19 protein-coding genes are annotated in these 18,157 nt (G+C 37.8%); 11 read left to right on the top strand and 8 right to left on the bottom strand.

Annotation, left to right across the window (positions count from 1 at the left end):
• Positions 1-88: 88 nt before the first annotated feature.
• The 4 genes from HW271_RS04250 to lysS all read left to right on the top strand — a co-directional run bounded on the left by HW271_RS04250 (position 89) and on the right by lysS (position 3,666).
• A complete protein-coding gene (locus tag HW271_RS04250) occupies positions 89-931 on the top strand; it encodes a DUF368 domain-containing protein (RefSeq protein WP_178894983.1) in 843 nt (280 codons plus the stop codon).
• On the top strand, positions 931-1,413 hold the full coding sequence (locus HW271_RS04245; RefSeq protein WP_178894982.1) for an aminoacyl-tRNA deacylase: 483 nt from the start codon (positions 931-933) through the stop codon (positions 1,411-1,413). The genes HW271_RS04250 and HW271_RS04245 overlap by 1 nt, the downstream gene beginning before the upstream one ends.
• Positions 1,413-2,036 carry a histidine phosphatase family protein gene (locus HW271_RS04240; RefSeq protein ID WP_178894981.1) on the top strand — a complete coding sequence of 208 codons (624 nt, stop codon included), beginning with the start codon at positions 1,413-1,415 and terminating at the stop codon, positions 2,034-2,036. The genes HW271_RS04245 and HW271_RS04240 overlap by 1 nt, the downstream gene beginning before the upstream one ends.
• A gap of 139 nt (positions 2,037-2,175) precedes the next feature.
• Positions 2,176-3,666, top strand: a complete 1,491-nt coding sequence (gene lysS, locus HW271_RS04235; protein WP_178894980.1) for a lysine--tRNA ligase — start codon at positions 2,176-2,178, stop codon at positions 3,664-3,666.
• An 83-nt stretch (positions 3,667-3,749) separates the two neighbouring features.
• Here the strand turns inward: lysS and HW271_RS04230 are convergent, their stop codons facing one another.
• A complete protein-coding gene (locus tag HW271_RS04230) occupies positions 3,750-5,420 on the bottom strand; it encodes a formate--tetrahydrofolate ligase (RefSeq protein WP_178894979.1) in 1,671 nt (556 codons plus the stop codon).
• A gap of 233 nt (positions 5,421-5,653) precedes the next feature.
• Between HW271_RS04230 and coaB the strand changes: the two genes are divergently transcribed.
• From coaB to HW271_RS04215, 3 genes are read left to right on the top strand one after another with little or no spacing between them, the layout of a single operon-like run.
• Positions 5,654-6,340, top strand: a complete 687-nt coding sequence (coaB, locus tag HW271_RS04225; protein ID WP_178894978.1) for a phosphopantothenate--cysteine ligase — start codon at positions 5,654-5,656, stop codon at positions 6,338-6,340.
• A 14-nt stretch (positions 6,341-6,354) separates the two neighbouring features.
• Complete coding sequence (coaC, locus tag HW271_RS04220) at positions 6,355-6,906, top strand: phosphopantothenoylcysteine decarboxylase (protein ID WP_178894977.1); 552 nt, start codon at positions 6,355-6,357, stop codon at positions 6,904-6,906.
• Entirely contained in the window at positions 6,890-7,453 is a 564-nt protein-coding gene (locus HW271_RS04215) for an ECF transporter S component (protein ID WP_178894976.1), read from the top strand. The genes coaC and HW271_RS04215 overlap by 17 nt, the downstream gene beginning before the upstream one ends.
• A 35-nt stretch (positions 7,454-7,488) precedes the next feature.
• On the opposite strand, the gene udk is transcribed toward HW271_RS04215, so the two are convergent.
• From udk to HW271_RS04200, 3 genes are all read right to left on the bottom strand, one after another.
• Positions 7,489-8,127 (bottom strand): uridine kinase, encoded by a 639-nt coding sequence (gene udk / locus HW271_RS04210; protein ID WP_178894975.1) that lies wholly within the window; start codon positions 8,125-8,127, stop codon positions 7,489-7,491.
• A 121-nt stretch (positions 8,128-8,248) separates the two neighbouring features.
• Complete coding sequence (gene ptsP, locus HW271_RS04205) at positions 8,249-9,982, bottom strand: phosphoenolpyruvate--protein phosphotransferase (protein ID WP_178894974.1); 1,734 nt, start codon at positions 9,980-9,982, stop codon at positions 8,249-8,251.
• Between the two features lie 4 nt (positions 9,983-9,986).
• On the bottom strand, positions 9,987-10,250 hold the full coding sequence (locus HW271_RS04200) for a phosphocarrier protein HPr (RefSeq protein ID WP_000146952.1): 264 nt from the start codon (positions 10,248-10,250) through the stop codon (positions 9,987-9,989).
• Between the two features lie 361 nt (positions 10,251-10,611).
• Here HW271_RS04200 and nrdH point away from each other — a divergent pair, with 361 nt between their 5' ends.
• From nrdH to HW271_RS04180, 4 genes are all read left to right on the top strand, one after another.
• Positions 10,612-10,830, top strand: coding sequence for a glutaredoxin-like protein NrdH (nrdH, locus tag HW271_RS04195; protein WP_006145603.1), 219 nt, complete (start codon positions 10,612-10,614; stop codon positions 10,828-10,830).
• A 69-nt stretch (positions 10,831-10,899) separates the two neighbouring features.
• Positions 10,900-13,059 (top strand): class 1b ribonucleoside-diphosphate reductase subunit alpha, encoded by a 2,160-nt coding sequence (gene nrdE / locus HW271_RS04190; RefSeq protein WP_178894973.1) that lies wholly within the window; start codon positions 10,900-10,902, stop codon positions 13,057-13,059.
• Between the two features lie 71 nt (positions 13,060-13,130).
• Complete coding sequence (gene nrdF / locus HW271_RS04185; protein ID WP_006151169.1) at positions 13,131-14,093, top strand: class 1b ribonucleoside-diphosphate reductase subunit beta; 963 nt, start codon at positions 13,131-13,133, stop codon at positions 14,091-14,093.
• A gap of 133 nt (positions 14,094-14,226) precedes the next feature.
• A complete protein-coding gene (locus HW271_RS04180; RefSeq protein ID WP_178894972.1) occupies positions 14,227-14,994 on the top strand; it encodes a DeoR/GlpR family DNA-binding transcription regulator in 768 nt (255 codons plus the stop codon).
• A gap of 49 nt (positions 14,995-15,043) precedes the next feature.
• Here the strand turns inward: HW271_RS04180 and lacD are convergent, their stop codons facing one another.
• The 4 genes from lacD to lacA are packed head-to-tail and all read right to left on the bottom strand — an operon-like array spanning position 15,044 to position 17,936.
• The gene (lacD, locus tag HW271_RS04175) at positions 15,044-16,024 is read right to left on the bottom strand and encodes a tagatose-bisphosphate aldolase (RefSeq protein ID WP_178894971.1); all 981 of its coding nucleotides are present in this window, start codon (positions 16,022-16,024) and stop codon (positions 15,044-15,046) included.
• Position 16,025: 1 nt separating this feature from the next.
• Positions 16,026-16,955, bottom strand: a complete 930-nt coding sequence (locus tag HW271_RS04170) for a tagatose-6-phosphate kinase (RefSeq protein WP_178894970.1) — start codon at positions 16,953-16,955, stop codon at positions 16,026-16,028.
• A gap of 10 nt (positions 16,956-16,965) precedes the next feature.
• Entirely contained in the window at positions 16,966-17,481 is a 516-nt protein-coding gene (gene lacB / locus HW271_RS04165) for a galactose-6-phosphate isomerase subunit LacB (protein ID WP_001216925.1), read from the bottom strand.
• 29 nt (positions 17,482-17,510) lie between these two features.
• Positions 17,511-17,936 (bottom strand): galactose-6-phosphate isomerase subunit LacA, encoded by a 426-nt coding sequence (gene lacA / locus HW271_RS04160; RefSeq protein WP_000029280.1) that lies wholly within the window; start codon positions 17,934-17,936, stop codon positions 17,511-17,513.
• Positions 17,937-18,157: the final 221 nt, after the last annotated feature.

The following is an 18,157-nucleotide window of genomic DNA, read 5'->3' as shown; positions in this document are numbered from 1 at the left end:
ATATTACTTCTGCTTGCTTTTTTTATTTCTCTTACTTTGTGATATAATACTAGAAGAGAATTTTAGAGAATAAATATGGAGAGAGTTTATGTTATCTTGGATTTCAAAAATGATTAAAGGAATTGTTATTGCCCTAGGATTTATATTACCTGGTATATCTGGTGGTGTTCTGGCAGCTATTTTAGGGATTTACGAAAGAATGATTCGATTTCTTGCCCATCCATTCAAAAACCTAAAAGAAGATATTCTTTATTTCTTGCCTGTTGCTATTGGGATGTTACTAGGTATAGGGTTATTTTCTTATCCAATTGAGTACCTCCTTGAGCATTATCAAGTTTATGTTTTATGGAGTTTTGCGGGTGCTATTATTGGTACAGTCCCAAGTCTTGTAAAGGAAGCTACTCAAGATTCTGAAAGAGACAAAGTCGATTTAATTTGGTTTTGGGTTACCTTTATCGTTTCTGGAATTGGTCTTTACGCTTTAAACTTTGTTGTTGGTTCACTCAGCGCAAGTTTCACAAGTTTTATCCTAGCTGGTGCTCTGCTTGCTCTAGGTATCTTGGTTCCTGGATTAAGCCCCTCAAATCTTCTCTTGATTTTAGGTCTTTATACCCCAATGTTAACTGGATTTAAAACTTTTGATTTATTTGGTACCTTCCTTCCAATAGGAATTGGGGCTGCTGCCACTCTTATTATTTTTTCAAAATTGATGGACTACGCTCTTCGAGTTTATCACTCTCGTGTTTATCACTTCATTATTGCTATCGTTCTTTCAAGTACACTCTTGATATTGATTCCAAATGCGGGTAATGCTGAAAGCATTAACTACAGTGGTTTATCACTTGTTTCCTATGTCATCATCGCCTTCTTTTTTGCTCTTGGCATTTGGTTAGGTATTTGGATGAGTCAGTTGGAGGATAAATACAAATAATGGCTAAAAAAGTTAAAGTAAAAAAAACCTTAGTAGAGCAAATTTTGACTAAGGCAGGTGTTGACCATCAAGGTATTCAAATCAATGCTTTAGAAGGAGAACTTCCTTCTGGTTATGATAGAAATCATATCTTTAAGACCTTAGCGTTATTGGGTGACAAGACTGGTCCAGTTATTGGAATTGTTCCCATCACTGAACACCTTTCTGAAAAGAAATTAGCAAAGATTTCAGGTAATAAAAAAGTGGCCATGATTCCTCAAAAGGATTTAGAAAAAACAACTGGATATATCCATGGAGCTAATAATCCAGTCGGTATCCGACAAAAGCACAACTACCCTATTTACATTGATGAAACAGCTTTAGAATTGGAAAAAATGATTGTCTCTGCTGGAGAAGTCGGACACAGTATCATCATTGCGCCACAAGATCTGGCAAACTTTGTAAAAGCCAGCTTTGTAGATATCTTAGAGGAGATAAACTGATGAAACTTTACTTTGTCCGTCACGGTCGAACAGTCTGGAATCTAGAAGGTCGCTTTCAAGGCGCTGGTGGAGATTCCCCTCTTCTCCCTGAATCTATTGAAACTTTAAAAGACCTGGGCCAGTATCTTAAAGATATCCCTTTTGACAAGATTTATTCGAGTGATTTACCAAGGGCTGTAAAATCTGCTGAAATTATCCAGAGTCAATTGACAAATCCATGTCCTTTGGAAAGTGTACCTGAACTAAGAGAATGGCACCTTGGAAAACTAGAAGGGTTAAAAATTGCTACTTTAAATGCAATCTATCCGCAGCAAATTCAAGCCTTTAAAACAAACTTAGCCAAGTTTGATACGAGTATGTTTGAAGCTGAATCACTCTATAGCACAACTCAACGTACTATTCAATTTATTAAATCTTTAAAGGATTCTAAGGCTGAACAACTCTTACTGGTTGGTCATGGAGCTAACCTTACTGCAAGTCTTCGTACTCTTTTAGGCTACAATGAAGCTCTTCTCCGCAAAGATGGCAGTTTGGCCAATGCTAGTCTGACAATTATAGAAACTGAAGACTTTAAAAAATTCACTCTAAAAGCATGGAACGATATTTCTTATCAAAGAAAATGATAGAACTTGATGGATAGCATCAAGTTCTTTTTAGTTTTTATAGAATATCCGTGAATTTCTTGACTATTTATGATAAAATGGGAGTATCGTGAAAATTAATTTATTATTTCAAAATTTGATTAAAAATTAGGAGGAACCAATGTCAACAGAACATATGGAAGAATTGAATGACCAGCAGATCGTTCGCCGTGAAAAAATGGCTGCGCTCCGTGAACAAGGAATTGATCCTTTCGGTAAACGTTTTGAACGTACTGCAAACTCTCAAGAACTAAAAGATAAATTTGCTGACCTTGATAAAGAACAACTACACGAATTAAACGAAACTGCTACTATCGCTGGACGTTTAGTGACAAAACGAGGTAAGGGTAAGGTTGGTTTTGCTCACCTTCAAGATCGCGAAGGTCAAATCCAAATCTACGTTCGTAAAGATGAAGTTGGTGAAGAAAACTACGAAATCTTTAAAAAAGCTGACCTTGGAGACTTCCTTGGGGTCGAAGGTGAAGTTATGCGTACAGATATGGGAGAACTCTCTATCAAAGCTACTCATATCACACACTTGTCTAAAGCCCTACGTCCGCTTCCAGAAAAATTCCACGGTTTAACAGACGTTGAAACTATTTACCGTAAACGTTACCTTGATTTGATTTCTAACCGTGAAAGCTTTGAACGCTTTGTTACCCGTTCAAAAATCATCTCTGAAATCCGTCGTTACCTTGATGCTCAAGGATTCCTTGAAGTTGAAACTCCAGTTCTTCACAACGAAGCTGGAGGTGCTGCTGCCCGTCCGTTTATCACTCACCACAATGCACAGAACATTGATATGGTACTTCGTATCGCGACTGAGCTTCACTTAAAACGCCTTATCGTTGGTGGTATGGAACGTGTTTACGAAATCGGACGTATCTTCCGTAACGAAGGAATGGACGCTACACACAATCCTGAGTTCACTTCTATCGAGGTTTACCAAGCTTATGCAGACTTCCAGGACATCATGGACTTGACTGAAGGTATTATCCAACACGTTACTAGAGCCGTTAAAGGCGACAGTCCAGTTATCTATCAAGGAACTGAAATCAAGATAAACGAACCATTTAAACGTGTTCACATGGTTGATGCAATCAAGGAAATTACAGGTGTTGATTTCTGGAAAGATATGACTTTCGAAGAAGCTAAAGCTATCGCAGCTGAGAAGAAAGTTCCAGTTGAAAAACACTACACAGAAGTTGGTCACATCATCAATGCCTTCTTTGAAGAATTTGTCGAAGAAACTTTGATTCAACCTACCTTTGTTTATGGTCACCCAGTAGCTGTATCTCCACTTGCTAAGAAAAATCCTGAAGACGAGCGCTTCACTGACCGTTTCGAGCTCTTCATCATGACTAAAGAATACGGAAATGCCTTCACAGAATTGAACGATCCAATCGATCAGCTTAGCCGATTTGAAGCTCAAGCCAAAGCAAAAGAACTTGGTGATGATGAAGCAACAGGCATTGACTACGACTACATTGAAGCCCTTGAATATGGTATGCCACCAACAGGTGGTTTGGGAATCGGTATTGACCGTCTCTGCATGCTCCTCACAGATACTACTACTATCCGTGACGTACTTCTTTTCCCAACTATGAAATAAAAATTAAACTCCTAGAAGGTTTCTAGGAGTTTTTTCTAGTAAAAAAGACAACCTCATTTATAAGGTTGTCTTTTGTTGTTCGATTAGAATAATCCAAGAACAGTTCCATCGCTTTCAACATCCATGTTGAGAGCAGCTGGTCGTTTTGGAAGTCCAGGCATAGTCATAACGTCACCAGTAAGTGCAACGATAAAGCCTGCACCCAGTTTTGGTACCAATTCACGAATAGTAATTTCAAAGTTTTCAGGTGCACCTAGAGCATTTGGATTATCTGAGAAACTGTATTGAGTTTTGGCCATACAGATTGGCAATTTGTCCCATCCGTTTTGAACGATTTGAGCGATTTGAGTTTGAGCTTTCTTCTCGAAGTTTACTTTGCTTCCACGGTAAATTTCCGTCACAATCTTTTCAATCTTTTCTTGAATAGAAAGGTCGTTGTCATAAAGACGTGTGTAGTTTGCTGGGTTTTCGTCGATTGTTTTTACGAGAGTTTCAGCTAGAGCAACGCCACCTTCAGCTCCATCAGCCCATACGCTAGCTAATTCGACTGGAACATCGATTGAAGCGCAAAGTTCTTTCAAAGCTGCGATTTCTGCTTCTGTATCAGATACAAATTCGTTAATAGCAACAACCGCTGGAATACCAAACTTACGGATATTCTCAACGTGACGTTTCAAGTTTGCAAATCCTGCACGAACTGCTTCTACATTCTCTTCTGTCAATGCATCCTTAGCAACTCCACCATTCATTTTAAGGGCACGAAGAGTCGCTACAATGACTACTGCACTTGGAGCTGTTGGCAAGTTTGGTGTCTTGATATCCAGGAACTTTTCAGCACCAAGGTCTGCACCAAAGCCTGCTTCGGTTACTGTGTAATCAGCTAAACGAAGAGCTGTTTTCGTTGCCAATACAGAGTTACAACCATGGGCAATATTGGCAAATGGGCCACCATGTACAAAGGCAGGTGTACCATAGATTGTCTGAACCAAGTTTGGCTTAATAGCATCTTTCAAAATCAATGCTAAAGCACCCTCAACCTGCAAATCACCTACTGAAACTGGTGTGCGGTCATAACGGTAGCCGATGACGATATTAGCCAAACGACGTTTCAAATCTTCAATATCCGTTGCCAAGCAAAGAATAGCCATGATTTCTGAAGCAACTGTGATATCAAATCCGTCTTCGCGAGGAATACCATTAAGAGGTCCACCAAGTCCAACAGTTACGTAACGAAGAGCTCGGTCGTTCAAGTCTACAACACGTTTCCAGAGAATACGACGTTGATCGATTCCTAGCTCATTTCCTTGGTGCAAATGATTGTCAATCAAGGCAGAGAGAGCATTGTTTGCTGTTGTAATAGCATGCATATCTCCAGTAAAGTGCAGGTTGATGTCTTCCATTGGTAACACTTGGGCATAACCACCACCAGCTGCACCACCTTTAATCCCCATGACAGGACCAAGAGAAGGTTCGCGGATGGCAATCATAGTTTTCTTACCAATCTTATTCAAAGCATCAGCAAGACCAATGGTAATGGTTGATTTCCCTTCACCTGCTGGAGTTGGGTTGATAGCTGTAACCAAAATTAACTTACCAACTGGATTTGCCTCAACCTCACGAATCTTATTAAAGCTTAGTTTAGCCTTGTACTTTCCATACAACTCCAAATCATCGTATGAAATACCGAGTTTCTCAACAACATCAACGATCGGTTTTAACTCAATACTCTGTGCAATTTCAATATCTGTTTTCATAAAAAACTCCTATAGCCTCTAATGTGTTAATTCATTATATCATAAAACAAGATTTTTAACAGTCATTATGATTAGTAACGTTCGTGAATATCGCTAAATAACAGACTTTCTTTATCTCTATCTAAATTTTTATATGCCTTTATAGATTTTAACTATGGATTAACATCCTATTTCCGACCCTTGTTATATCACTTTCATTTTACTTAATGATAATTTTTTTGTACAATAGTTCTATGAAAATTTTAGTTACTTCTGGTGGTACTAGCGAAGCAATTGATAGTGTTCGTTCAATAACCAACCACTCTTCTGGTAGACTAGGTAAGATTATCACCGAAACTCTTCTAGAGGCTGGTTATGAAGTTTGTTTGATTACCACTCTTCAGGCAGTTAAGCCAGTTAGTCATCCAAACTTAACCATCATCGAAATTAAAAATACAGTTGATTTGCTACAAGTCATGAAAGATAAGGTAATGGATTACCAGGTATTAATCCATTCTATGGCTGTATCAGATTACACTCCTGTCTATATGACTGGATTTGGTGAGGTTAAAGCTAGTCAAGATTTAACAGAGTTTTTAGATAAGAAAAATCAGGAAACCAAAATCTCATCTAAGGAAGACGTCCAGGTTCTATTTCTCAAGAAGAATCCAAAAATCATATCTCTTGTTAAAGAATGGAATCCTAAGATTCACCTGATAGGATTTAAATTACTGGTTGATGTCAGTCAGGAACATCTGATTCAAGTTGCTCAGGAAAGTCTTGAAAAGAACCAAGCTGATTTAATTGTCGCAAACGACCTTACTCAGATTAGTAGCGACCAACATAAGGCTTACTTAGTTGAAAAAAATTCTTTCCAAACTGCTATGAGTAAACAAGAAATTGCTGATTTACTTCTCGAGAAAATCAAAAGCTATGACTAAAAGAAAGGAATATTATGGCCCGTATTACACTCGCTATTACTGGATCTATTGCCGCATATAAGACAGTTGACCTAGTTAGTTCTTTGAAAAAACAGGGGCATTCTGTTACTGTTCTTATGACTCAGGCAGCAACTGCATTCATTCAGCCATTAACCTTACAAGTACTCTCTCAAAATATAGTACATCTCGATGTCATGCAGGAACCTTTTCCAAATCAAGTGAATCACATTCAAATAGGAAAAGAAACAGATTTATTTATCGTAGTTCCTGCGACAGCCAATACAATCGCTAAATTAGCTCACGGTTTTGCTGACAATATGGTGACTGCTACTGCTCTTGCTTTGCCACACTTTGTACCCAAACTATTGGCTCCAGCTATGAACACAAAGATGTATGACCACCCTGCGACCCAAGCTAATCTTAAAACTTTAGAAGATTATGGTTATACAATTATTTCTCCTAAAGATTCGCTACTAGCTTGTGGTGATATCGGTCGTGGCGCTCTCGCTGATCTTGAAAGAATTTTACAACAAATAAAGGATAAACTTCATGAACAAACGCTCTAATATTGCACCAATCGCTATCTTTTTTGCCAGTATGATTGTTATTCATTTACTGAGCTCAATCCTATTTAACGTGCTGCCCTTTCCTATTAAACCAACTATCGTCCACATTCCAGTAATTATTGCAAGTATTATCTATGGACCAAGAATTGGCGCAACATTAGGTTTCTTAATGGGAATGATTAGCTTGACTGTAAATACTCTCACAATTCTTCCAACCAGCTATCTCTTCTCACCTTTTGTACCTAATGGTAACCTATATTCAGTTGTGATTGCAATTGTCCCACGTATCTTGATCGGTTTGACACCTTATTTCGTTTATAAACTGCTAAAGGGAAAAGCCGGACTCATCTTCGCAGGTGCACTTGGCTCACTGACTAATACAGTATTTGTCTTAGGTGGTATCTTCTTCCTCTTTGGTAATGTTTTTGATGGAAATATTCAAAAACTATTAGCGACTGTTATCTCTACAAATTCGATAGCAGAATTAATTATCTCAGCTATTTTAACTCTCGCTATTGTTCCAAAACTTGAAAAAATTAAACAATAAAAACTGTATCAATAGATACAGTCTTTTTTTATTTATTACTGGGCTAAACGAGCTTCTTCTAAAATCTTTTCAATCTTAGTAGTCAACAAGTCAATCGCTACAGTATTGGTTACTCCTTCAGGAATTACAATATCAGCGTAACGTTTTGTAGGTTCAATGAATTGATGATACATAGGTTTTACGACTCCGAGGTACTGATCAATAACGCTATCCAAACTACGACCACGTTCTTCCATATCGCGTTTAATACGACGGATGATACGAACATCATCATCAGTGTCCACAAAAATCTTTATATCCATCAAATCACGAAGACGTTTGTCTTCCAAAACCAAGATTCCTTCTACAATAAAGACATCTTGAGGTTCTTGACGATAGGTTTTCGAGCTTCTTGTATGGGCAGCATAATCATAGGTAGGAATATCAACAGGACGCCCCGCCAACAATTCCTTAATTTGCTCAATCATCAAGTCAGTATCAAAAGCAAAAGGATGGTCATAATTAGTTTTGATTCGTTCTTCAAAGGTTAAATGTGATTGATCTTTATAGTAGGAATCATGCTCAATCATAGCAATTTTTTCATTTGGGAAATGGGATAAGATTGCTTTAGAAACACTGGTTTTTCCTCCACCAGATCCCCCTGTAACTCCGATAATGATTGGTCTCTTTTGCATAGTTGCCTCCGTATTTTTCCTTTGTCTATTTTACCATATTTTTAGAAAATTTTACAGGTTGACTTTTTAAATTAGACTACAAAAAAACCTTGTAATTTAGCTCTACAAGGTTTTAATGTTTTTAATCAAAGTTAACGTATTCTTTTGAAAGCTCAAGAACTTCTTCCATTGTTGAACATTCAGTAAGAGCACGATTTGCATATTCTTGCATCTTAGCTGTGTCAAGTTTCTTCATCAAGCTACGTGTACGAAGTACAGATGTAGCTGACATAGAGAACTCATCCAAGCCCACTCCAACAAGAAGTGGAACAGCTGTTTGGTCACCAGCCATCTCACCACACATACCAGCCCATTTACCTTCAGCGTGAGCTGCTTTGATAACGTTGTTAATCAAGCGAAGGATTGATGGGTTATATGGTTGGTAAAGGTATGAAACTTGTTCGTTCATACGGTCAGCAGCCATAGTGTATTGGATAAGGTCGTTTGTACCAATTGAGAAGAAATCAACTTCTTTAGCAAATTGATCTGCAAGCATAGCTGCGGCTGGGATTTCAATCATGATACCAACTTGGATATCATCCGCAACTGCAACACCTTCAGCAACTAATTTTGCTTTTTCTTCTTCAAGAATAGCTTTAGCAGTACGGAATTCTTTCAACAAAGCAACCATTGGGAACATGATACGCAATTTACCGTGAACAGATGCACGAAGCAAGGCACGCAATTGTGTACGGAACATTTGGTTACCAGTTTCAGAAATAGAGATACGCAAAGCACGGTAACCCAAGAATGGGTTCATTTCTTTAGGAAGATCGAAGTAAGGAAGTTCTTTATCCCCACCGATATCCATTGTACGAACGACAACAGGTTTACCGTTCATACCTTCAAGAACTGCTTTGTAGGCTTCATATTGATCGTCTTCTGTAGGGAAGTCTTGAGAATCCATGTACAAGAATTCTGTACGGTAAAGACCGACAGCTTCTGCACCGTTATCATTCACACCTTCAACGTCTTTAGGTGTACCGATGTTAGCTGCCAACTCAAAGTGTTTACCATCTGCAGTAACAGTTTTAGCATCCTTCAAAAGAGCCCATTCAGCTTTTTGTTTAGCGTAAGCTTCACCAGCTGCTTTGAATTCTGCAATTTGTTCTTCAGTTGGGTTGATTACAACTTCACCTGAGATACCTGAAACAGCCAAAATGTCGCCATCTTTTACAAGTTCAGTGATGTTGTTTGTACCCAATACAGCTGCAATTTCAAGTGTACGAGCCATGATAGCTGAGTGACTTGTACGTCCACCAATGTTTGTTACAAAAGCTTTTACAAAGTTTTTGTCCAATTGAGCAGTATCAGATGGAGTCAAGTCATGTGCAATCACGATTACTTCTTCGTTAATAGAAGCTGGGTTTGGCAATTTCTTACCAAGAAGATTTGCCAATACACGTTTGGTAACGTCGCGGATATCTGCTGCACGTTCCTGCATGTATGGGTTGTCTTCCATGCCTTCAAAGATTGTGATAAACATGTCTGTAACTTCTTTCAGACCTGCTTCTGCATTTACTTTCTTAGCACGAATCGTTTCTTTAATCTGACCGATCAATTCAGGGTCAGCTAGAACCATCAAGTGAGCGTCAAATACTTGCGCCGCTTCTTCACCAAGCGTACCTACAGCCTTCTCGCGGATAAGAGAAAGCTCGTTTTGAGAAGCTTCAAGAGCAACATCCAAACGAGCCTCTTCTGCATTTGTATCTTCGACAGTAATAGTTTCGAAAGATAAATCCGGTTGAACGAGTAGATATGCTTTGGCAACGGCAACACCATCAGATGCTGCAATTCCTTTAAGCATTTCTGTCATTTTCTTATGCCAATCCTTCTTTTTCCATTGTTTCTGAGATAGCAGCAATAGCGTCATCAGCGTCTGCACCTTCAGCAGTAATTGTAACGTCAGCACCTTGACCAACACCAAGGCTCATAACACCCATGATAGATTTAAGGTTAACTGATTTACCTTTGTACTCAAGAGTAATATCTGAAGCAAATTTGCTAGCAGTTTGTACCAACAATGTTGCTGGACGTGCGTGAATACCTGTTTCTGCCACTACGTGGAAATCTTTAGAAGCCATAATTTGACTCTCCTTTAAATGTTTTCTTTTTGAGTTATATCTGATAACCCTTACAATTTGATATTATATCACCTTCTAGGATTTTTTTCAAGTATTTTATGGGATTTCTTCTTTTTCCTTTCAGATAACTTGCTGAAAATCTTCTATTTTATGTATCAAAATACATCATGTAGTTTTTTATAGTTTTAACATTTAGAAAACGCTGTTATTTATGGGGTTTATTTTTTGTAATTACTACATATTGTGTTTTGACATCTATCATCGAAAAAAATTCTACAATATTTAGTTTTTCTTCGTTGACAAAGATTTTTTTTCTGATATACTTAAGAAGTAATTAAATTTTTGAAAGAGGAGTTACAGAATGGTAACCGTTTATTCTAAAAATAATTGTGTTCAATGTAAAATGACCAAACGTTTCTTAGATAGTAACAACATTGCTTATCGCGAAATCAATCTTGACGAACAACCTGAATTTATTGAACAAGTTAAAGAGCTAGGCTTTAGCGCTGCTCCTATCATTCAAACACCAACTGAAGTTTTCTCTGGTTTCCAACCAGCAAAACTAAAAAAACTTGCTTAAGTATCAGGATTAAAAGCTTCTATGTAAATCTTAGAAGCCTTTCTTTTGTAATGAAATAAAGGAAATTTTATGGGATTAAAACAACTTGAGGATGTAACTTACTTCCGTCTAAATAATGAAATCAACCGTCCTGTTAATGGACAAATCATGCTCCACAAAGATAAAGAAGCCTTGGACGCTTTCTTTAAAGAAAACGTTGTACCAAATTCTATGGTTTTTGATTCTATCACTGATAAAATTGATTACCTTATTAAACAAGACTATATCGAAACAGCGTTTATCAAAAAATATCGTCCTGAATTCTTAGAAGAGCTTTATCAATTTATTAAGGATCAAAACTTCCAGTTTAAGTCTTTCATGGCTGCATACAAGTTTTACAATCAATACGCCTTGAAAACTAACGATGGAGAGTACTATCTTGAGAGCATGGAAGACCGTGTCTTCTTTAACGCTCTTTACTTTGCTGATGGTGATGAAGCTATCGCAATTGATATTGCCAATGAAATCATCCACCAGCGCTACCAGCCTGCTACACCTTCATTCTTGAATGCAGGTCGTGCACGTCGTGGTGAATTGGTATCATGTTTCTTGATTCAGGTAACAGATGATATGAACTCTATCGGACGTTCTATCAACTCAGCTCTTCAACTTTCACGTATCGGTGGTGGTGTGGGAATTTCCCTCAGCAACCTTCGTGAAGCTGGAGCACCTATCAAGGGGTATGAAGGTGCTGCTTCTGGAGTCGTACCAGTTATGAAACTTTTTGAAGACAGCTTCTCTTACTCAAACCAACTTGGTCAACGTCAAGGTGCTGGGGTTGTTTACCTTAACGTCTTCCACCCAGACATTATCGCTTTCCTTTCTACTAAGAAAGAAAATGCTGATGAAAAAGTTCGTGTGAAGACACTTTCGCTTGGTGTTGTGGTACCTGATAAATTCTACGAATTGGCTCGTAAGAATGAAGAAATGTATCTTTTTAGCCCATACTCTGTAGAAAAAGAGTATGGCGTACCTTTTAACTACATCGATATCACAGAAAAATACGATGAATTGGTTGCAAATCCAAACATCCGCAAGACAAAAATCAAGGCTCGTGATTTGGAAACTGAAATTTCTAAATTGCAACAAGAATCTGGTTATCCTTATATTGTCAACATCGATACTGCTAACCGCGCAAATCCTGTCGATGGTAAGATTATCATGAGTAACTTGTGTTCAGAAATTCTCCAAATCCAAGAACCAAGCTTGATTAATGACGCACAAGAATTCCTTAAAATGGGTACTGACGTTTCATGTAACCTTGGTTCAACAAACGTGGTCAACATGATGACTTCACCTGACTTTGGACGTTCGATCCGTGCAATGGTACGTGCTTTAACCTTTGTAACAGATAGCTCACACATCGTTGCTGTTCCAACTATCGACCACGGAAATAGCCAAGCTCATACATTTGGACTTGGAGCAATGGGGCTTCACAGCTATCTTGCCCAACAATTGATTGAATACGGATCACCTGAATCTGTCGAATTCACCAGCATCTACTTCATGCTTTTGAACTACTGGACTTTGGTAGAATCAAACAACATTGCGCGTGAACGTGGTGTTACCTTCCACAACTTTGAAAAATCAGACTACGCAAACGGAAGCTACTTTGATAAGTACACAAGTGGTGAGTTTGTACCAAAATCTGATCGTGTTAAAGAACTTTTTGAAGGTATCTTTATCCCAACCGCTGCTGACTGGGCTGAACTTCGTGATAAAGTTAAGGCAGATGGACTTTACCACCAAAACCGCCTTGCAGTAGCACCAAATGGTTCTATCAGTTACATCAACGATGTTTCTGCTTCTATCCACCCAATCACTCAACGTATTGAAGAACGCCAAGAGAAGAAAATTGGTAAGATTTACTATCCTGCTGCAGGATTGTCAACTGAAACGATTCCTTACTACACTTCTGCCTATGACATGGATATGCGTAAAGTCATTGATGTTTATGCTGCGGCTACTGAGCACGTAGACCAAGGGCTTTCACTTACTCTCTTCATGCGTAGTGATATCCCAACAGGTCTTTATGAATGGAAGAAAGAGAACAAACAAACAACACGTGACTTGTCTATCCTTCGTAACTACGCCTTTAACAAGGGAATCAAGTCTATCTACTACGTTCGTACCTATACAGATGACGGCGGTGAAGTTGGTGCTAACCAATGTGAAAGCTGCGTGATTTAACCCCCCACTAAACCGTGATTACTGGGATTCATTATTATTTTATTGATTAACATTAAAGAAAGAGATTTGTAATGGAAACTTACTACAAAGCCATTAACTGGAATGCCATCGAAGATGTCATTGATAAATCAACATGGGAAAAACTAACTGAACAATTTTGGTTAGATACTCGTATTCCTTTATCTAATGACTTAGATGACTGGAGAAAGTTATCAAATCAGGAAAAAGACTTGGTAGGAAAAGTCTTTGGTGGTTTGACACTTTTGGATACCATGCAGTCTGAAACTGGGGTAAATGCGCTCCGTGCTGATATCCGTACTCCTCACGAAGAAGCTGTTTTTAACAATATCCAATTTATGGAATCTGTTCACGCTAAGTCTTATTCTTCAATCTTTTCAACTTTAAATACCAAATCTGAAATTGAAGAAATTTTTGAGTGGACTGATACGAATCCATATCTTCAGAAAAAAGCACAAATCATCAATGAAATTTACCTCAATGGTACTCCTCTTGAAAAGAAAGTAGCCAGTGTATTCCTTGAAACCTTCCTCTTCTATTCTGGTTTCTTTACACCACTCTACTATCTTGGAAATAACAAATTGGCTAACGTTGCTGAAATCATTAAGTTGATCATTCGTGATGAGTCTGTTCACGGTACTTATATTGGTTATAAATTCCAACTTGGTTTTAATGAGTTACCTGAAGAAGAGCAAGAAAAATTAAAAGATTGGATGTACGACCTTCTCTACACACTTTATGAAAATGAAGAAGGTTATACCGAAAGCCTTTATGATGGTGTTGGATGGACAGAAGAAGTTAAAACCTTCCTACGTTACAACGCCAACAAAGCTCTTATGAATCTAGGGCAAGACCCTCTCTTCCCTGATTCAGCTGATGATGTCAACCCTATCGTTATGAACGGGATTTCAACCGGTACGTCTAACCACGACTTCTTCTCTCAAGTTGGTAACGGATATCTACTTGGTGAAGTTGAAGCCATGCAAGACGATGATTATAACTACGGATTAGATTAATTTAAACAACAAAAGAACATCTCTGTTTGTTTTGGACTAAGATGTTCTTTTGTTTTTGTTTATTTTTGTTTCCTTTAAGTTGCTTCAGTGTTTAAAATATGATAAAATGATATTAGATACAGGGGGTGATTCAATGCTCAAGCAAGAAAAACTAGATATGATTTTAGATATTGTCAATACAAGAGGAACCATCACTGTCAAAGAAATAATGAATCGTTTAGATATTTCTGATATGACTGCTCGACGTTATCTACAAGAGTTGGCTGACAAGGATTTACTTGTTCGAGTACATGGAGGTGCTGAAAAACTTCGTTCTGGTTCTCTATTAGCAAACGAACGTTCAAACATTGAAAAACAAGGTTTACAAATCGCTGAAAAACAAGAAATCGCAAAATTTGCTGGTCATTTAGTCGAAGAAAGAGAAACGATTTTTATCGGTCCAGGTACTACTCTTGAGTTCTTTGCTCGTGAACTTCCAATTTATAACATACGTGTAGTGACAAATAGCTTACCTGTTTTCATTATCTTGAATGAAAGAAAACTGACTGATTTAATTTTGATTGGTGGAAATTATCGAGAAATCACTGGTGCCTTTGTCGGAACCTTAACGCTCCAAGATATCGAAAGCCTTCAATTCTCTAAAGCTTTTGTTAGTTGCAATGGTATAAAAGATCAAGCTATCGCTACTTTTAGCGAAGATGAAGGCGAAGTCCAAAAGTTAGCATTAAATAATGCTAATAAAAAGATTCTTCTTGCGGACCACAGTAAATTTAATAAGTTTGATTTTTATACTTTCTATAATATCGCTGATATTGATACAATTATTTCAGACTCAAAACTTAGCCAAGAAACCCTAAAAACTTTGTCTAAACAAACAAAAATTATTAAGTCGACACCTTAAAAAGTCTCACCAATGGTGAGACTTTTTTTATTATATTTTTTACTCGGATTTACACGCGTTCAGTCCATGAAGTAGCTGTTTTTTGAAGTACTTTATTGAGTTCATCAATGTTTTCAAAACCAGTTGTACGAAGCCATTCGCGTGCCGCTGCTTCACCATCTTTGATGTAAGCTTCAACTGATCCAGCCCATGTTGCACGTCCACAAAGAACACCATTGAAGTTTGCACCTGATTCGTGCGCAAATACAAGTGTTTCTTGGAAGAGTTTAGCGGATACACCCGCACTCAAGTAGATGTATGGAAGATTTGTAGCTTCGTCTTGTGCTTTGAAGAATGCTGCTGCTTCTTCACGAGTGTGAACAACTTCACCTTCAGCAAAGCCTTCAACGTATTTAACGTTAACTGGAACTTCTACTTTCAAAACATCAATGTTAAAGCGTGGATCTGAGAAGACTTTCATAGCACCAATAACTTTGTGAGGTTTTACTTTAGCGTATTCAGCAGAACCTGCATCAGCAATTTTTTCATCGTAAGCCAAGATTTCAAGGAAGAATGGAATATCTTCTGCCACACACTCAGAACCAATACGCTCGATATAGGCTTGTTTTTGTTGGTTGAGTTCGTCAGAGCTATCTACGTCGTAATAAAGCAAGAACTTAACAGCATCTGCACCTTGTTCTTTGATACGTTTTGCAGACCAAACATCCAAGCAGTCTGGCAAGCGTTTTGTGCTTGTTGTATCGTATCCTGTTTTTTCATAAGCAAGGAGAAGACCTGCATTTGGATCAAGAGCTTTTGTAGCTGGAAGTCCGTACTCAGGGTCAAGTAGCATAGATGAAGCATATTTAGTCAATTCATCTGCTACCAAAACTTTGAGTTCTTCCATTTGAGCTACTGTTGGTTCTTCAGTTTGGTATTGAGCCATAAGGCGTTTCAAAGCACCACGTTGGTCAAATGCAAGAGCTGAGATGATTCCATTTTCATCTGAGAGTTTTTTCAAACAAGCACGTTTATTTTCTGTTAAAGTCATTTTATACCTCTTTCACAATTAATTGGTCAAATAAATTTTGATAGTTAGCCATATTGACATGACCGGTCATTTTTTCTTGAGCATTTAGCATACCAAGGACATTCGCCTTTGTCAACAATTCTTGATCAGATTCTTTATGGAAAAGACCTGATGCAATACCTGCTACAGTAGAATCACCAGAACCAACTGGATTTACTACTTGAATTTTTGGAATATCTACTTTATAGAAAGTATCCCCGTGTTTTGCAAAGGCACCGTTAGCACCTAGAGAAACGATAATCCACTCAATTCCATCAAATAAAGGATCTTGAAGAACTTCTTTTAATTCATCCAAATCTTTAGAAATCTCTCTTCCTAAAAGTTGAGATAATTCTTCATTATTTGGTTTGATGACTGTTGGTTTGTGTGGAGAATCAAGAACTGCCTGAAGTACAGCGCCTGAACAGTCCAATACAACAGGTTTTCCGGCTAGGTTAGCAAGTTCCACTAAACTAGCATAATAATCAACTGGGAGTCCAGCTGGTAGACTACCTGAAATAGCTACTACTTCTACAGTATTAAGAAGTTCTTTGAAGTAAGCCAAGAAATCTTGTCCTTCTTTTTCTTGAACCTCAGGACCTTTTTCAAGAATTTCAGTTTGGTTATCACCGTGAAGAATAGCGATACAGTTACGTGTTTCACCTTGGATAGAGAAGAAACGCTTGGTGACTTTATCGTCAATATTTTCAACTAGGAAATCACCCAGTTTACCACCCACTAGTCCTGTTGCGACTACGGAGTCACCAAATTCTGATAGTACACGAGTAACGTTAAGACCTTTACCACCAGCCGTTTTAGTGACATCCACCACACGGTTGACAGTGTCAATTTTCAATTCATCCAAAGGATAGGAAATATCAATGGATGGGTTCATTGTGACTGTTAAAATCATAAGTCACCTCTTAGTCGTGGTATTCACCACGATCCCATTTTTCAAGGAACTCTGTAAAGAAGTTGGCATCAGTTTGATGATCGTTATGAGTTTCAACGTGTTGGATTTTAGCGATCAATTTTTTGTTTTCTTCTGATGGTTTGTATTCAGCATTGATGAAAGCTTCAATGATATCACACATGAGCAATTCACCAGTGATTTTACCACCAAATCCAATTACGTTGGCATTCAATTGTTCTTTTGCATATAGAGCTGTTGTCATATCGCGAACCAAAGCAGAACGAACACCAGGAACCTTGTTAACAGCATTATTAATACCTACACCAGTACCACAAATACATACACCAAGATCAGCTTGGCCACTAACTACTGCTTCACCAACTTTTTTACCAAAGATTGGATAGTGGGTACGAGCGTGATCATAAGTACCAAAGTCGATAACTTCATGTCCTTTTGATTTCAAAAATTCTGAAACAGCCATTTTTTCATTTGTTACGATGTGGTCACATCCGATTGCAATTCTCATTTTATCTTACCTTTCTTTCAATATAAAAATTAGCACATTTTGTTCAACATGTCGACACGGATTTGGTGACGACCGCCGTCGTATTTACCATTTACAAAGCCTTTAGCAATGTTTTTAGCCAATTCATCACCAACAAGTTGAGCACCCATCGTAATCATACGTGAGTTGTTGTGACCGCGAGTCATATAAGCTGAACGTTCATCAGAAACTTCTGCAGCAACCATTCCTTTGATTTTAGTAGCAACCATAAATGGACCTGCACCATAAGCATCAATGACGATACCAAGGTTTTGTTCTTCTTTCTTAACTTCTTCCGCAACTGCTAGAGTTACATCAACAAAGTCTTGACCTTCTGCTGTAACATCCACTACGTGGAAGTTTTCTTTTTCCAAGAAGTCTTTTACAACTTCTTTCAATCTTAAACCTGCAGCATCTGCACCAATAACAATAGACATATTGTATACTCCTTTTTTTATAATAGACCAGTAAAACTTTCTGATTTTAGCCTAAAATAGACCTTTCTCAAATAGTTACTAGTAGTTTTGTTGACAATAATTTAAATTAAGAACAAATATCTTATTCGTTTCTTAATAAGCTTTCTTCAGAGAAAAGCCAGAACATTAATCTTGTTAAAATAAACACAAATTGTTCTTTATAAACATAATATACTACTATT

Origin of the sequence: Streptococcus sp. oral taxon 061 (assembly GCF_013394695.1) — a bacterium.
Classification (GTDB): Bacteria; Bacillota; Bacilli; order Lactobacillales; family Streptococcaceae; genus Streptococcus.
Note: the sequence above shows the minus strand (reverse complement) of the source record. Positions and strands in the feature narration are given on the sequence as shown.

Excerpts from the sequence above, each read along its gene's own strand:
- nrdE (WP_178894973.1), top strand. The coding sequence starts at position 10,900 with ATGGGATTAAAACAACTTGAGGATGTAACTTACTTCCGTCTAAATAAT.
- lysS (WP_178894980.1), top strand. The coding sequence starts at position 2,176 with ATGTCAACAGAACATATGGAAGAATTGAATGACCAGCAGATCGTTCGC.
- coaC (WP_178894977.1), top strand. The coding sequence starts at position 6,355 with ATGGCCCGTATTACACTCGCTATTACTGGATCTATTGCCGCATATAAG.
- lacB (WP_001216925.1), bottom strand. The coding sequence starts at position 17,481 with ATGAGAATTGCAATCGGATGTGACCACATCGTAACAAATGAAAAAATG.
- HW271_RS04240 (WP_178894981.1), top strand. The coding sequence starts at position 1,413 with ATGAAACTTTACTTTGTCCGTCACGGTCGAACAGTCTGGAATCTAGAA.
- ptsP (WP_178894974.1), bottom strand. The coding sequence starts at position 9,982 with ATGACAGAAATGCTTAAAGGAATTGCAGCATCTGATGGTGTTGCCGTT.
- HW271_RS04250 (WP_178894983.1), top strand. The coding sequence starts at position 89 with ATGTTATCTTGGATTTCAAAAATGATTAAAGGAATTGTTATTGCCCTA.
- nrdF (WP_006151169.1), top strand. The coding sequence starts at position 13,131 with ATGGAAACTTACTACAAAGCCATTAACTGGAATGCCATCGAAGATGTC.
- nrdH (WP_006145603.1), top strand. The coding sequence starts at position 10,612 with ATGGTAACCGTTTATTCTAAAAATAATTGTGTTCAATGTAAAATGACC.
- HW271_RS04245 (WP_178894982.1), top strand. The coding sequence starts at position 931 with ATGGCTAAAAAAGTTAAAGTAAAAAAAACCTTAGTAGAGCAAATTTTG.
- lacA (WP_000029280.1), bottom strand. The coding sequence starts at position 17,936 with ATGTCTATTGTTATTGGTGCAGATGCTGCAGGTTTAAGATTGAAAGAA.
- lacD (WP_178894971.1), bottom strand. The coding sequence starts at position 16,024 with ATGACTTTAACAGAAAATAAACGTGCTTGTTTGAAAAAACTCTCAGAT.
- HW271_RS04200 (WP_000146952.1), bottom strand. The coding sequence starts at position 10,250 with ATGGCTTCTAAAGATTTCCACGTAGTGGCAGAAACAGGTATTCACGCA.
- HW271_RS04170 (WP_178894970.1), bottom strand. The coding sequence starts at position 16,955 with ATGATTTTAACAGTCACAATGAACCCATCCATTGATATTTCCTATCCT.
- coaB (WP_178894978.1), top strand. The coding sequence starts at position 5,654 with ATGAAAATTTTAGTTACTTCTGGTGGTACTAGCGAAGCAATTGATAGT.
- HW271_RS04180 (WP_178894972.1), top strand. The coding sequence starts at position 14,227 with ATGCTCAAGCAAGAAAAACTAGATATGATTTTAGATATTGTCAATACA.
- HW271_RS04215 (WP_178894976.1), top strand. The coding sequence starts at position 6,890 with ATGAACAAACGCTCTAATATTGCACCAATCGCTATCTTTTTTGCCAGT.
- udk (WP_178894975.1), bottom strand. The coding sequence starts at position 8,127 with ATGCAAAAGAGACCAATCATTATCGGAGTTACAGGGGGATCTGGTGGA.
- HW271_RS04230 (WP_178894979.1), bottom strand. The coding sequence starts at position 5,420 with ATGAAAACAGATATTGAAATTGCACAGAGTATTGAGTTAAAACCGATC.